Source organism: Minwuia sp. (assembly GCF_048263705.1).
Taxonomy (GTDB): Bacteria; Pseudomonadota; Alphaproteobacteria; order Minwuiales; family Minwuiaceae; genus Minwuia.
The window spans coordinates 70,187-84,163 of the sequence record NZ_JBLXDV010000005.1 but is presented as its reverse complement, the minus strand read 5'-3'; the positions used below and the strand labels follow the sequence as shown (position 1 = coordinate 84,163).

At 63.6% G+C, this 13,977-nt stretch carries 12 protein-coding genes; 4 read left to right on the top strand and 8 right to left on the bottom strand.

The window, feature by feature from the left end; all coding sequences use genetic code 11:
• Positions 1–5 precede the first annotated feature (5 nt).
• Together ileS and ACN0X7_RS08980 are read left to right on the top strand one after the other, a co-directional pair.
• Positions 6–2,807 (top strand): isoleucine--tRNA ligase, encoded by a 2,802-nt coding sequence (gene ileS / locus ACN0X7_RS08985; protein ID WP_417516316.1) that lies wholly within the window; start codon positions 6–8, stop codon positions 2,805–2,807.
• A 178-nt stretch (positions 2,808–2,985) separates the two neighbouring features.
• On the top strand, positions 2,986–3,420 hold the full coding sequence (locus tag ACN0X7_RS08980) for an FKBP-type peptidyl-prolyl cis-trans isomerase (protein WP_417516314.1): 435 nt from the start codon (positions 2,986–2,988) through the stop codon (positions 3,418–3,420).
• Here the strand turns inward: ACN0X7_RS08980 and ACN0X7_RS08975 are convergent, their stop codons facing one another.
• Both ACN0X7_RS08975 and ACN0X7_RS08970 read right to left on the bottom strand, forming a co-directional pair.
• Positions 3,421–3,648, bottom strand: a complete 228-nt coding sequence (locus ACN0X7_RS08975; protein ID WP_417516312.1) for a hypothetical protein — start codon at positions 3,646–3,648, stop codon at positions 3,421–3,423.
• Positions 3,649–3,650: 2 nt separating this feature from the next.
• Positions 3,651–4,637 (bottom strand): 2-hydroxyacid dehydrogenase, encoded by a 987-nt coding sequence (locus tag ACN0X7_RS08970; protein ID WP_417516310.1) that lies wholly within the window; start codon positions 4,635–4,637, stop codon positions 3,651–3,653.
• 156 nt (positions 4,638–4,793) lie between these two features.
• Between ACN0X7_RS08970 and ACN0X7_RS08965 the strand changes: the two genes are divergently transcribed.
• Positions 4,794–5,267 carry a hypothetical protein gene (locus ACN0X7_RS08965; protein WP_417516308.1) on the top strand — a complete coding sequence of 158 codons (474 nt, stop codon included), beginning with the start codon at positions 4,794–4,796 and terminating at the stop codon, positions 5,265–5,267.
• A gap of 83 nt (positions 5,268–5,350) precedes the next feature.
• On the opposite strand, the gene ACN0X7_RS08960 is transcribed toward ACN0X7_RS08965, so the two are convergent.
• Complete coding sequence (locus tag ACN0X7_RS08960) at positions 5,351–6,223, bottom strand: mechanosensitive ion channel family protein (protein WP_417516306.1); 873 nt, start codon at positions 6,221–6,223, stop codon at positions 5,351–5,353.
• A gap of 37 nt (positions 6,224–6,260) precedes the next feature.
• A complete protein-coding gene (locus ACN0X7_RS08955) occupies positions 6,261–8,330 on the bottom strand; it encodes an AsmA family protein (protein ID WP_417516304.1) in 2,070 nt (689 codons plus the stop codon).
• A 213-nt stretch (positions 8,331–8,543) separates the two neighbouring features.
• Here ACN0X7_RS08955 and ACN0X7_RS08950 point away from each other — a divergent pair, with 213 nt between their 5' ends.
• A complete protein-coding gene (locus tag ACN0X7_RS08950; RefSeq protein ID WP_417516302.1) occupies positions 8,544–9,359 on the top strand; it encodes an NUDIX hydrolase in 816 nt (271 codons plus the stop codon).
• Between the two features lie 174 nt (positions 9,360–9,533).
• Here the strand turns inward: ACN0X7_RS08950 and ACN0X7_RS08945 are convergent, their stop codons facing one another.
• From ACN0X7_RS08945 to ACN0X7_RS08930, 4 genes are read right to left on the bottom strand one after another with little or no spacing between them, the layout of a single operon-like run.
• On the bottom strand, positions 9,534–11,861 hold the full coding sequence (locus ACN0X7_RS08945) for a xanthine dehydrogenase family protein molybdopterin-binding subunit (protein ID WP_417516300.1): 2,328 nt from the start codon (positions 11,859–11,861) through the stop codon (positions 9,534–9,536).
• A gap of 11 nt (positions 11,862–11,872) precedes the next feature.
• The gene (locus ACN0X7_RS08940; protein WP_417516298.1) at positions 11,873–12,460 is read right to left on the bottom strand and encodes a TIGR04282 family arsenosugar biosynthesis glycosyltransferase; all 588 of its coding nucleotides are present in this window, start codon (positions 12,458–12,460) and stop codon (positions 11,873–11,875) included.
• The gene (locus tag ACN0X7_RS08935; protein WP_417516295.1) at positions 12,457–13,137 is read right to left on the bottom strand and encodes a TIGR04283 family arsenosugar biosynthesis glycosyltransferase; all 681 of its coding nucleotides are present in this window, start codon (positions 13,135–13,137) and stop codon (positions 12,457–12,459) included. Before ACN0X7_RS08935 ends, ACN0X7_RS08940 begins: the two co-directional genes overlap by 4 nt.
• Entirely contained in the window at positions 13,134–13,943 is an 810-nt protein-coding gene (locus ACN0X7_RS08930) for a sterol desaturase family protein (protein ID WP_417516293.1), read from the bottom strand. Before ACN0X7_RS08930 ends, ACN0X7_RS08935 begins: the two co-directional genes overlap by 4 nt.
• Between the last annotated feature and the right edge of the window lie 34 nt (positions 13,944–13,977).

The following is a 13,977-nucleotide window of genomic DNA, read 5'->3' as shown; positions in this document are numbered from 1 at the left end:
CTGACATGACCCGTGATTACAAAGAAACCGTCTTCCTGCCGAAGACCGACTTCCCCATGCGTGCCGGCCTGCCGAAGAAGGAGCCGGAAATCCTGCAGCGCTGGGAAGACATGAACCTCTACAGGCGCCTGCGCGAGATTTCGAAGGGACGCGAGAAGTTCATCCTGCACGACGGCCCGCCCTACGCCAACGGCGATATCCACACCGGACATGCGCTGAACAAGATCCTGAAGGATGTAATCAACCGTTCGCGGCAGATGCTGGGCTATGACGCCAATTACGTGCCCGGCTGGGACTGCCACGGTCTGCCCATCGAATGGAAGATCGAGGAAAAGTACCGCAAGGCCGGCAGGAACAAGGACGAGGTACCGGTCAACGAGTTCCGGGGCGAGTGCCGCGAATTTGCCGAACACTGGATCGGCGTGCAGGCGGACGGCTTCAAGCGGCTGGGCGTGATCGGGGATTTCGAGAATCCGTACCAGACCATGGCCTACGAATCCGAGGCCTATACGGTCAAGGAACTGCTGAAGTTCCTGATGAACGGCGCGCTCTACAAGGGCGCAAAGGCGGTGATGTGGTCGCCGGTCGAGAAGACCAGCCTGGCCGAGGCCGAGATCGAGTATCACGATCACAACTCGACCACGATCTGGGTCCGTTTCCCGGTCGTGAAGACCGAGGACCCGGCGCTGGAAGGGGCGTCGATCCTGATCTGGACGACGACGCCCTGGACCATCCCGGGCAACCGTGCGCTCGCCTACGGGCCAGAGATCGACTACGGCGTCTATCAGGTCGAGGCTGTGGCCGAGGGATCGCTGGCCGTGGTCGGAGAGAAGCTGGCGCTGGCCGACGCATTGGCCGCGCAGGTCGCCGAGGCGGCGGGTATCGAGAGCTGGACCCGGATCGCGCCGGTGACGAAACCGGAAGGCACGATTTGCCATCATCCGCTGCGGGCGCTGGGCTACGACTATGACGACCGGCTGCTGCCTGCCGACTATGTGACCACCGACCAGGGCACGGGGTTCGTGCACATCGCGCCGGGGCATGGCGCGGAAGACTTCGATCTGGGCAAGCAATACGGCGTCGAGGTGCCGGACACGGTCGATCCGGGCGGGGTCTACTACGACCACGTGCCGCATTTCGCCGGCAATCATGTCTACAAGGCCGACAAGCAGGTCATCGAGACGCTGACCGAGCATGGCGGCCTGCTGGCTCATTCGAAGATCACGCATTCCTACCCGCATTCCTGGCGCTCGAAGGCACCGCTGATCTTCCGCAACGCCCCGCAATGGTTCATCTCCATGGAGAAGACCGGGCTGCGCGATGCGGCGTTGAAGGCGATCTCGGAGACGGCGTTCTATCCGCCGTCGGGCAAGAACCGGCTGAACAGCATGATCGAGAACCGGCCCGACTGGCTGCTGTCGCGCCAGCGCGTCTGGGGCGTGCCGATCACGGTCTTCATCGAGAAGGCAACCGGCGAACCCCTGCGCGACGAGAAGGTCAACAAGCGCATCACCGACGCCATCGAGGCCGAGGGCTGCGATATCTGGTTCGATCAGGACGCGGCCTACTTCCTAGGCGACGACTACAACGCTGACGATTTCGAGAAGTCGACGGACATCCTGGATGTCTGGTTCGATTCCGGGACGACGCACGCGTTCTGCCTGGAACCGCGCGAGGACCTGAAATGGCCTGCGGACCTCTATCTGGAAGGCACGGACCAGCATCGCGGCTGGTTCCATTCATCCCTGCTGGAAAGCTGCGGAACCCGGGGCAGGGCACCCTATGACGCTGTGCTGACCCACGGTTTCATCCTCGACGAAAAAGCCGAAAAAATGTCCAAGTCGGTCGGCAACACGATCTCGCCGCAGGATGTGTTCAAGGAATATGGCGCGGACATTCTGCGCCTGTGGGTGGCGTCCGCCGATTACACCGACGATCTGCGCTTCGGGAAGAATATCCTGAAAGCGCAGGCCGACAGCTATCGCCGGATCCGCAACACGTTCCGCTTCCTGCTGGGCAGTCTCGGGGGTTTCGAAGTGTCGGAGAAGGTCGAACCTTCGGACATGCCCGAGCTTGAGCGTTACATGCTGCACCGGATCGCGGTCATGGACCGCACGGTGCGGGAATCGCTGCTGGAGTACGACTTTCACCGTCTTTACGTGGCGCTGTTCAATTTCTGCACCATCGAACTGTCGTCGTTCTATTTCGACATCCGCAAGGACGCGCTCTATTGCGACCGTCCGGACTCGATCCGTCGCCGTTCTGCGCGCACGGTTCTGGATATCCTGTTCGAATGCCTGACGACGTGGTTTGCGCCGATCACCTGTTTCACGGCGGAAGAAGTCTGGCTGACCCGCTTCCCCGATGACGAGGACGGTGTCCACGTGCGGACGTTCCCGGAGATTCCGGCTGCGTGGCGCAATGACGAACTCGGAACCAAGTGGTCCCGTGTCGCGCGTATTCGCCGTGTCGTGACGGGCGCGCTGGAGGTGGAGCGCCGGGAGAAGCGGATCGGCTCAAGCCTGCAGGCCGCGCCGGTCCTGCATGTCGAACCCGATGACGCTGCGCTGCTGGACGGTCTGGATATGGCAGAACTCTGCATCACGTCGGATCTGACGGTTTCGACCGGTGCTGCGCCCGCGGACGCCTTCCGGCTGGAGGATGTCGAGAGCGTTGCGGTCGCGCCCCGGAAGGCCGAGGGTCACAAGTGCAACCGCTGCTGGATGGTACTGGACGAGGTGAAGACCGACGACGGCATCTGCAACCGTTGCAGTGACGCGGTCGAGGCCTTTGACGCCGCGGCATGATCCGGGCCCTGCGTTGACACGGCGAACTGCCTTGCTAGGTATGTAGCTCATTCGAAACCGGGGGACCTGCGCCGATGGTGGCTGCGGGGCCGGGTTTCTTCTGGCGCAGCCCTGGCTGCGCCTCACGCGGCCAGGGCAAACCAGGCCGCAGCCGACAAAATTTCCGAAAGGACATGACATGACACAGGCGACCTCAGGCGACACCGTGCGCGTGCACTATACCGGTACTCTGGACGACGGCACCCAGTTCGATTCATCGGCGGGACGCGAACCGCTGGAATTCGAACTGGGCAGCGGTCAGGTGATCGCCGGGTTCGACAACGCGCTGGATGGCATGACGGTCGGTGAGAAGAAGACCGTGACGATTCCCGCGGCGGAAGCCTACGGCCCGCACGATCCGAGCCTGTTCCACAAGGTTCCGCGCGAGCAGATGCCTGACGAGATCGAACTGGAAACCGGTATGGCGCTGCAGGCTTCGGATCAGGCGGGTAACCCGATCAGCTTCGTCGTCGCCGAGTTCGACGATGCCACCGTCACGCTGGACGCCAATCACCCGATGGCGGGCAAGGATCTGACCTTCGACCTGGAACTGGTCGAAGTGAAAGCGGCCTGATCATCCGTCGTTTCCCGGCTTCTTCGGCGAACCGTATTTGTCGATGAAGCTACGGAACGCGGCATCCAGTGCGCCCGGATTGGCGAATTCATCCAGCCGTTCCAGCAGCACCGTCAGAAGGTAGTTGTTGCCCAGGCCCCATTCGTCGTTCAGCGTCCGCAGTCTGGCATAGGCTGACTCGCTGAGTGCGGCGTTGAAGCGCCTGGGCAAGGGATAGCGCTTCGCCATGCCTACCGCGCGCCCTCCATCACCTTGTTCAGGGGGGACTCGCCGCGCGCCAGCCGGTCCAGATTGCTGGCGACGAACGTCCAGCGGCGGTCGATCTGTTCCTGGGTCCAGCCCGAGTTGTGCGGGGACATGATGATGTTGTCCAGTTCGTGCAGCGGGTGTTTCGACGGCCTGGGATTCGGATCGTCCTTCGACGGATAGTTGAACCAGACATCGATGATCGCGCCGCCGATCTTCCGGTTCGACAGCGCGTCATACAGCGCATCCTCGTCGATGATCGGTCCGCGCCCGACATTGATGACCACGGCGGACGGTTTCATGCCCGCGAACTGATCCGGTCCGATCATGCCTTCGGTGTCGCTGTTCAGGGGCGCGCAGACGACGACATAATCCGCCTCCGCGCACAGCCGGTCGAGCTGATCGGTCCTGCCGTACCAGTCCAGTTCGGGCGGCGTTTCGCGATCGCGCCGCCCGATGCCGATGACATTCATCTGGAAGGCACGGGCACGGACGGCAACCTCGTGTCCGATATGGCCGTAGCCGACGATGCCGACGGTCTTGCCGCGCACCTCGCCATGCACGGGGCTCTGCGCGGGCCCCTTGCCGTTCCAGCTCTTCGCCTTGAATTCGGCGTGGGTCTTCGACAGTCCGATCTCCCATTCCAGCATGCCCAGCAGGATATATTCGGCGATCGAGGTTTCATGTTCATAGGTGTTGCAGGCAACACAGCCCTTCGGCAGCGTCTCCGGCGTCAGGAAATCGAATCCGGTGAACGGGATCTGGAACAGTTTCAGGTTCGGCGTCTCGGGCCAGGGGGGGGCAATGTGGCCGCCCACGATGGCGTCCGCCCGGGGCGCAAACCGTTCGAACGCCGCGCGATCTTCGGAAGGATCACAGGCCTCGATGTGCCAGTCGGTCGTGAGATGTTTGCGAAGGAAATCGGCCTTGTGCATGGAGACCTTGCCGGCCAGCAGCAGAAAATGTGTCAAGTTCGTGCCTCGGGAGTGGGATGTGTCAGTTCACGGGAGAGTGGCCTTTGTCGCGCGGGGCCGCAAGACAGCGATGAACGTGACGACCGTGACTTGCCGAACCGCGCTCAGCTTCCCACGTTACGGCCAGATTGTTTTCGCACACGGAGTTGATGAATGGGCTTTCGCAGGTTTATCGCAGGCGCCGCGCTGGCGGCTGCCGCAATCTTGCCGTTTCAGGGCACGCAGGCGGCGTCTGTCGCGACCACGGATGAGTTTCTTGAAGCGACCATCCAGGTGGAACGCAGGATACGCGTGCCGCAGGGCGGTGCCTCGACCCGGATCCACGTGAATGTGGGGCTGAAGAACCTGGGGGATGAAGATTTGATCATCAAGGCCCCGGGCGACTGTGCCATCCACAACTGGGCGATCGTTCTGCCGAACAACGATCCGGTCGTCGTCAAGGCCGACAAGACCTGTCCGGGCGAAAGCGAGGTGACCCGCACCATCCCGGCAGGCGGTGCGATCAAGGAGGGTCACAGCATGAATGTGCGCGGCGGCCTGCTGGAGCCCGGCCGACGCTATTACATCATCTATGAATTCTGGGGCGTTCGTATCCGCACGCCGTTCCGGATCTTCGAAGATCAGTAGGCACTGACCTGATTGACGAAAAAGGCCCGCCTCCGGTTCCGGAAGGCGGGCCTTTTCTATTCAGGCGGGCACGAAACGGCGGATCAGTCCGTCGCCGCTTTCTCTGCCTCGGCCTTCCCGGTTTTCCTGTCCTCGTGGACAACGGTGTGCACCGAGCGTTGCGGGAACGGGATCTCGACGCCGATCTCGTCCATCTTCTCCTTCATGCGGCGCAGGAAGTCGAACTTCAGGCCCCAGTAGTCGCCGGCATTGCACCAGAGTCTGATCGTGAGATCGACCGAGCTTTCACCCAGATTCGCCACCGCGATCATCGGGCTCGGATCGTCATGGACCCGCTCGTCCGCATTGGCCATCTCGCGCAGGGTTTCGATCGCGTGACCGATGTCGTCGCTGTAGCCGATGCCCAGCACCAGATCGAGCCGGCGGGTCGGATGATGGCTGAAGTTCTTGATCGAGGTGTTCCAGATCTTGCTGTTGGGCACCAGGATCTGGACGTTGTCGGCGGTGTGCATCTCGGTCACGAACAGGGACACTGAATCGACCGTGCCGGAGATGCCGCTGGCGTCGATGAACTGGCCCTGCTTGAACGGGCGGAAGATCAGGATCATGACCCCGGCCGCCAGATTGCTGAGGGTGCCCTGCAGAGCCAGGCCGATGGCCAGGCCTGCCGCACCGATGACGGCCACGAAGCTGGTCGTCTCGACGCCGAACTGGTCCAGCGCGGCGATGACGGCAAAGGCAATGATCGCATAGCGGATGATGTTGGATACGAAGTTGGCCAGCATCGCATCGATCTTGCCGGTCCGGATCATCGCCTTGCCCGCGAGGCGCGCCACCCAGCGGGAAATGTAGAAACCGGCCACCAGGATGACGATGACGCCGACAAAGGCGAACGCGTATTCGACCACATAGGCGGAAATGATTTCCATCGTGGTCGAGGTCTCTTCTTCAGTCATGTGTTCCTCTCACGCTTGTTGCACGGTCGGTCCGGGCTCAGTTCCCGAACAGACCCTTCAGTTTCTTGACGGCCCCGGCTGCGGGGTTCTCGGGTTCGGTTTCATCGGCGGGTGCAGCATCGGTTTCCCCTGAACCCGATCCGCCACCGGTCACCGCATCCAGAACCCCCTTCACGCCGCCCTTGCCGGCGCCTTCCACGATGCCCTGCACGTTCTTCACGGCATCTTCCGGGCTTTCGAGCACGCCCTTGATGACGCCTTCCAGGTCGGGCCTGATCGACGGATTGTCCCAGGACCCGGTGATCAGGATCGGCACGCTCAGGCCGCGTTCTCCGCCGGCACCCTGTCCGGTCAGGCTCGCGACCAGCTTGGGCACGGCGCGGTAGTCCAGCGTGCGCGGGGGCAGGGCGATGTCGCCCGCGCCGGTGACGCGCAGCAGGGGCGCATTCATCTTCAGGTCTGGATTGTTCACCAGCCCGTTCTTCGCGGTAAAGCTGGCGGATATCTCGGCAAAGTCGGTCTTCTCGGACGAATCGTAGTCCATGTTCAAACCGCCGGTGGAAATGTTGCGCACCGCCGCCGCCAGATTGTAGCCGATGATCGCGCCGTCGGTGATGGTCAGGTTGCCCGTGCCGTTGAGAGCGGAGACCAGCTTGCGTTCGGTGTCGCCGCGTGTGGTCATGTTTGCCTTCAGGTTCACGGTGCCCAGCAGGTCACCATAGTCTGCCAACTGCTGAAGGGCAGGGCGCGCCTGTACATTGGCCACGTTCAGGTCGATGGCAATGGCGGGAACCTCGTTGCGCATGTCGATCCCGACCGAACCGGCGGCGTTGCCTTCATAGAGTGCCAGTTCGTTGATTGTCAGATCGGCGCGTTTGCCCTTGGCGACGATGGCGATGTCGGTCTTGCCGGTATCGACGATGCCGGTGGTGATCTGCCCGGCGCGCAGCCGGATATCGGCATCTGCGGCTGACAGGCCGGAGAGGTCGATCTTCTCGTCAGACCAGCCGGAAGACCCGCCAGCCTGACCGCTTCCGCCACTGCCCGATGCACCCTCGGCGCTTCCGCCCTCGGGCAGATAGGCGCGCAGGTCCAGGGCTTCGGACGACAGGTCCGCAACGGCGTAGGGCTTGCCGCCCGTCAACCCGGCTGAAAGATTGCCGGTCAGGGTGTTCTGGTCGAAACGGATGACCGCATCGGCGATCGCGACCTTCTCCGGCGATCCGGTCATGTTGCCGCTGATCGCCACCGTCGAAGGCAGTTTCACGTCCGGTCCCAGGGCGACGTCCACCCAGGCCAGCAATGCTGCGAGATCTGAAACCTCGACTTCGGCCTTGCCGGCACCTTCGGGGACTGCACCACCCTGTGCGGTGCCTTCGAAGTTCACGGTGAACATGTCGTCGTTGGACACGGTGGCCGTCAGCGCCGTGCTGCCGTCCTTCGTGAGCGCCAGGGGATTGTCGACGTGCGCGACCAGCGCGACGCGGCGTTCCCGCCATTCAGCGTCGGCCTCGATATCGAACGGGCCTTCGATGGCCGGCAGTGACAGTGCGGCATTGAACCCGCGGACTTCCTGACGTTCTCCCGTCGTCGCGTCGAAATAGACCAGCGTTGCATTCTCCAGCCGCACATCGTTCAGCGACAGCACCAGGCCATCGCCGATGCCACCGGCACCGCCGCCGCCTGTCGCGGGACTTCCGGTATCCGACGTGCGCGTGTTGTCGCCCATCTCGAAGTTGAAACGACCGTTCTTGTCCTTCTCGACCACGAAGATGGGGTCGATCAGCACGAACTTCTGGATCACCACCTCGCCCGAGAGCGCGGCGATCAGATCGACTTCGATATCCGCCGAACCGATCTCGGCAAGGTTCTCGGTGGTTGCGCCTTCGGGATTGGAAAGCGTCACCTCGCTGAGAGAGAGCTTCACTTCGGGGAAGATCGAGAACTCGGGTTCGGCCCCCACCGTGACCTTGCGGCCGGTGGCGCTTTCGATCTGACCGACGACATAGGCGGTCATGGCGCTCTTCGGCACGATGAACGGCACGGCAACGATGGCCGCGACCAGCAGGACAACGATGACGCCGAGAATAATGAGGATCCGTTTCATGGAGCCCTCCCATGTGATGTTTGCACGTATGATGTCCGCCTATAGCAGATGACGTGCCAGATTGTGACGCGGTATGAGGTAGCAAATCGCCGGTCGGATGGATGGTAACGCGGATTTCGTGTCACGATTTGCAAAGCGGGCCAGCTTCCTGCGATATTTCGGTGACCTGAACGGCGCGTCGCCGCCTGTTGTTCCCATCTGAAAGGCCGCCCCATGTCCGGACCCGATCTCAGCGGCAAGTTTGCCGACGTTGTTCCCAAGCCCGCCAGCAGCATCCTGCTGGTCCGCGACGGAACGAGCGGTCTGGAGGTATTCATGGTGACTCGCCACCACCAGATCGACTTTGCCTCGGGCGCGATGGTTTTTCCGGGCGGCAAGGTGGATGACGCCGATTCGGATGCGAAGGCGCGCGCTGCCTGCATCGGGGCGGAGGGTCTGGATGACGTGCAGCTTGGCTTCCGGGTCGCCGCCATTCGCGAGGCCTTCGAGGAGACGGGCGTGCTGCTGGGTCGACGGTCCGACGGGCACGACTTCGGGACCGAGAGGTATCTGGAACTGAAGGAAACCTCCGCCGCCGATCTGGAGAAGAACCGGATCACGATGGGGGAGATGGCCGAGAAGGAGGATCTGAAGTTCGATCTGACCGAACTGACACCCTTCGCGCACTGGATCACGCCCGCCGTACTGGCCAAACGCTTCGATACGCCGTTCTACATTGCGGAAGTCCCGGAGTCGCAGAGCGCGTCCGCCCTGCACGACGGCACCGAAGCCGTCGAGAGCGTCTGGATCAATCCCGCCGAGGCCGTGCGGCTGGCCGATGCGAACGAGGTCACCATGGTTTTCGCGACCCGGCTGAACCTGATCAAGCTGGCGCAGGCCGGCAGTGTCGCGGAAGCCGTCGCGCAGGCCAACGAGAAGCCCCCGGTCGTCGTGACACCGAAGGTCTACGCGAAGGACGGTCGCCGGATGATCGACATTCCGGTCGAAGCGGGCTTCGGCGGTCCGTCATTCGACGTCGGTGCGGCGTAGGCAATTGGGGGGTAGCGCGGAGCGTCCCGGCATCTGATTGAAACCGCCAGACACGCAGGCTGTCACCCCCGCCTGCGTGCGGGGGGCATCGGACGACCTGGCGAACGCCGCGCGAGCCGGACATTCAGGAAGGCCCCCGGATGAGCCGGGGGCGACAGTCCGGGAGTCGGCAATTCAGTCAAAGACGGGGATGCTCTGACCCTTCGCCGCCAGGTGCCAGACCTTCTCCGGGGTGAGCGGCATATCGACATGGGCCACGCCCAGCGCGTCACAGACCGCCGCCACGATCGCCGGCGGTCCCGCGATCGTGCCGGCTTCGCCGCAGCCCTTCACGCCCATGGGCGATGTCTCGGTCGGGGCTTCCTCGTAGAAGTCGATGCTGGTTTCCGGCAGGTCGTCGGCGCGCGGCATGCAGTAATCCATGAAGGATCCGCTGACGAGCTGTGCATTGTCGGGATCGTAGACCGTGTGTTCCAGCACCGCCTGTCCCAGCCCCTGAATGATCCCGCCCATCACCTGACCGCGGACGACCATCGGGTTCACGATCAGGCCGAAATCGTCGACCGCCGTGTATTTCGCGACCGCCACGACACCGGTCGCCGGATCGATCTCGACCTCGGCGATATGGCAGCCGTTGGGATAGGCGTTGCCGGCGCGGGTGTATTCCTCGTTGCCGGTGAGGCCGCGCTCGGCTTCGGGCCGGTCCGTCGAAAAGGCGGCGTCGATGATCGCAGGCCAGTCCACTTTCCGGTCCGTACCGACGACGCGGAAGGTGCCCGCGTCGAATTCGATGTCCGCTGCGGATGTTTCGAGCAGATCGCCCGCCAGCGCCTTCGCGCGCTCGATTACCTTTGCCGAGGCCCCCAGGATCGCGCTGCCCGCGACCTGCAGCGATCGCGACCCGCCGTGGCCGTGGCCGATGGGCGTGTTGGCCGTGTCCGACTGGCGGAAGCGGACCTTCTCGAAGCTGATGCCCAGTCTCTGCCGGACGATCTGGGCGAAGGTGGTTTCGTGGCTCTGGCCGTTGGACTGCGTACCCACCGACACCGTGACAAAACCGTCCTCGTCGAAATCCAGCCGGGCATATTCGGTCGGCACGCCCAGCGTTGCCTCAAGATAATAGGCAAGGCCATAGCCCCGGATCAGGCCCTTCTTTTCGGACGCCGCCCTGCGCGCGGCGAAGCCGGCCCTGTCGGACCGGTCGATGGCACGGTCCATCAGTTCCTCGAACCCGCCGGAATCGATCACGTGACCCAGCGCCGCCTGATAGGGCAGCTTTTCGGGCTTTATCAGGTTCCTGCGCCGCAGTTCGACCGCGTCGATGCCCAGATCGGATGCGGCCTGCTCAAGCACCCGCTCCAGCAGATAGCAGGCCTCCGGGCGGCCGGCGCCGCGATAGGCATCCGTGGGCACCGTGTTCGTGAAGGCCGCCTCGCAGCGATAGAAAGCGGTCGGAATGTCGTAGGCACCGCCGACCACGGACGAGGTCGCCATGGTGGGGACGACGGGCCCGTTGGTGGACACATAGGCACCCAGATTGGCCACCGTGTCGACGAACAGACCGGTAAAGCGGTGATCCTTGTCCAGCGCCAGCCGGACGCGTGTCTGCTGGTCACGCCCCTGTCCGTCGGTCAGGAACAGTTCCGAGCGGTCGGAGACCCATTTGACGGGGCGTTTGAGTTGTCGTGTGGCGAACAGGACCAGCGCGTGTTCGGGCTGGACCTGGTTCTTGCCGCCGAAGCCGCCGCCGACGTCGTAGGCGACGACGCGCAGCTTATCCATCGGCATGTCGAAGACCTGCTCGGCCAGCATCTGGCGGTACATGAAGACGTGCTGGATCGAGCCCGACAGCGTGTAGCAGTCGCTGCCTGCATCGTACATGCAGATGGCCCCGCGCGGTTCCATCGGGTTGATGACCACGCGGTTGTTGACCAGTTCCAGTTCCGCGACATGCGCCGCTTCGGCCAGCGCCTTCTCGACCGGATCCTTCTCGCCCTTGGTCCAGAGAAAGACACGGTTGTCTGGCGCATCCGCATGAAGCTGCGGCGCGCCGGGCTTCAGCGCCGCCTTCGAGTCGGTGACCGAAGGCAACTCGTCGTAGTCGATCTCGACCCGGTCCGCCGCGTCGAGCGCCGCCTTCCGGCTTTCCGCGACGATGAAAGCAATGCCGTCACCGACATGGCGTACGGTATCCGTCACCAGCGGCCAGCGCGGCGGGACCTTGATCGGGCTGCCGTCGGCATTGGCGATGGACGGGCGGATCGGGACGGGCGGCAGTCTGTTGTCCTGCCAGTCCTGACCGGTATAGATCGCAACCACGCCATCGGCAGCGCGCGCGGCCTCGACGTCCAGCTTTGCGATCCTGCCGTGCGCGATGGTCGAGCGCACCATGACCCCGTGCAGGCAGCCCTCCGGATTCATGTCGTCCAGATAGCGGCCGTTGCCGGTGATGAAACGCTGGTCCTCGACGCGCGTGACCGATTGACCGATGCCGAACTGCATGGCGATACCCCTCAAAGCGATAGCAGACGCTGATAGTCCCTCAGATCATCGATATCGTTCAAGGTCTGGCAGAAGGCAATGGACGCATGCGCCGGAAGCGTGGACAGCGTCTGCGTCAGGGTCGTCGGTTCAGACCAGCCGACGCCGCAGAACAGGCCGCGCGGCTGGAAACCCGCGCGCAGGCCGGCCAGCCAGAATCCGCCGTCCTCAGCCGGGCCGAATGTCGCGTCGTTGCAGCTCAACTGATCGAAGGCTTCGTTGAGGATCTCCGGCGTGATTCCAGGGATGTCGCCGCCGATCAGAAGGCGGTCGCACATCATGTGATGCGACAGCGCCCGACTCATCCGCAGTCCCAGGTCGCCCCGTCCCTGGGGATAGACGGCGATCCCTGACGGGAAATATCGTCCGCCCGCCGCATTGTCCGGCGCGGTCCAGATGACGGTTTCGACGCTGGTCAGCGCGCGACCCAGACGGATCGTCCTGTCGAGCGATCTCCGATAGAAGCCGAGCGCTTCGGCAGCGCCGATGTCGCGGGCCAGCCGTGTCTTGACGGCACCCATGCGCGGGGCCTTGGCGAAGATGATCAGGGTTCGCTTCATCGCCCGTACAGTCGCGCGATCCAGCGCGGCGGCATACCCAGAAAATACAGTATCAGGCAGGTGATGTTCCGGGCGGGGCGGGCGGTCCATCCATCGCGTTCGAACTTTTCCGCCGAAGTGGTCGCAGTCGCGTCGAACAGGTGCATGCGCTTTCTGCCGATCCGCCGAACCAGCGCGACATCCTCCATCAGCGGCACGTCGGGATATTCACCCAGTTCGCCGTACAGTTGGCGTGAGATCAGCAGTCCCTGATCGCCATAGGGCAGGCCCAGCTTTCGGCAGCGCCAGTTCACCAGACGTTCGACGCGCCGGGCCTCGGCCTTCCGGCTGTCGAGCCTGAATGTGAATGCAGCCGCACGCCGTTCGTTCGCCGGCATGGCCATGAAGTTCCCGGCTTCCGCTCGCCATGACGGCGACAGCACCGTGTCCGCGTGGAGGAACAGAAGCCAGTCGCCTTGTGCCGCTTCGGCCCCCGCCCGCAGTTGCGTGCCGCGCCCGCGCGGGGCGTCAATGATCGTCGCGCCTGTGGCCCCGGCGATAGTGCGTGTGGCATCCGTCGATCCGCCATCGACGACGATGACCTCCGTGACCGGCGACCCGTCGATGCTTTCGAGCGTGCGCGCAAGCCCGGCTTCGGCATTCAGGGCCGGGACGATGACCGTCAGACGTTTCGTCATTTGCGGAAGGGCAGGGCCAGCATCCAGCCGAAACCCTGCCGGTCGGCGTCACGGAACTGCGACAGGCCGATCTCCATACCCCGATGCCCCCGCCGGGGCTGGGCGCGGTAGGTGCCGAACAGGCGGTCCCAGATCGACAGGTTGAAGCCGTAGTTGGAGTTCGTCTCACCTTCGATCGAGGAGTGGTGCACGCGGTGAAAATCCGGTGTGACGATGCCCAGTCTCAGGATCCGGTCCAGCCAGCCGGGCAGGGCGATGTTGGCGTGATTGAACATGGCACCCCCGTTCAGCAGGATCTCGAAGATCAGAACGGCCAGTGCGGGCGGACCCAGCAGCGCAATCGCAACCAGTTTCAACCCCATGGAAAGCACGATCTCGACCGGATGAAACCGCAGCGCTGTGGTCACGTCGATGTCCAGGTCGGCATGATGCATCCGGTGAATGCGCCAGAAGACCGGGACGCGATGAAAGGCGACGTGCTGGCCATAGATGATCACGTCCAGCACCACCGCGCCGACGATCACCTCGACCCACCAGGGCCAGTCCAGCAGATTGAGCAGGCCGATTCCCTGATCGGCCATCAGGACGGCAAATCCGACGGCCAGCGTCGGCAGGAAGAAGAAGGCCAGCCGCAGCGCGACGGTGTTCACCACAACGACGCCGATGTTCTGGAACCAGCGCCCGATGCGGCCCACCGTCAGGCGGCGCTTTGGGGCGGCGCATTCCAGCGCACCCATCAGCGCCAGCATGACGCCGAAAACGGCCAGCCGCACCGTTGCCTCGTTCTCTAGCAGGAAGTTGCCCATGAATGAGCATTTAGCCGCTCAGAACGTCACCTGC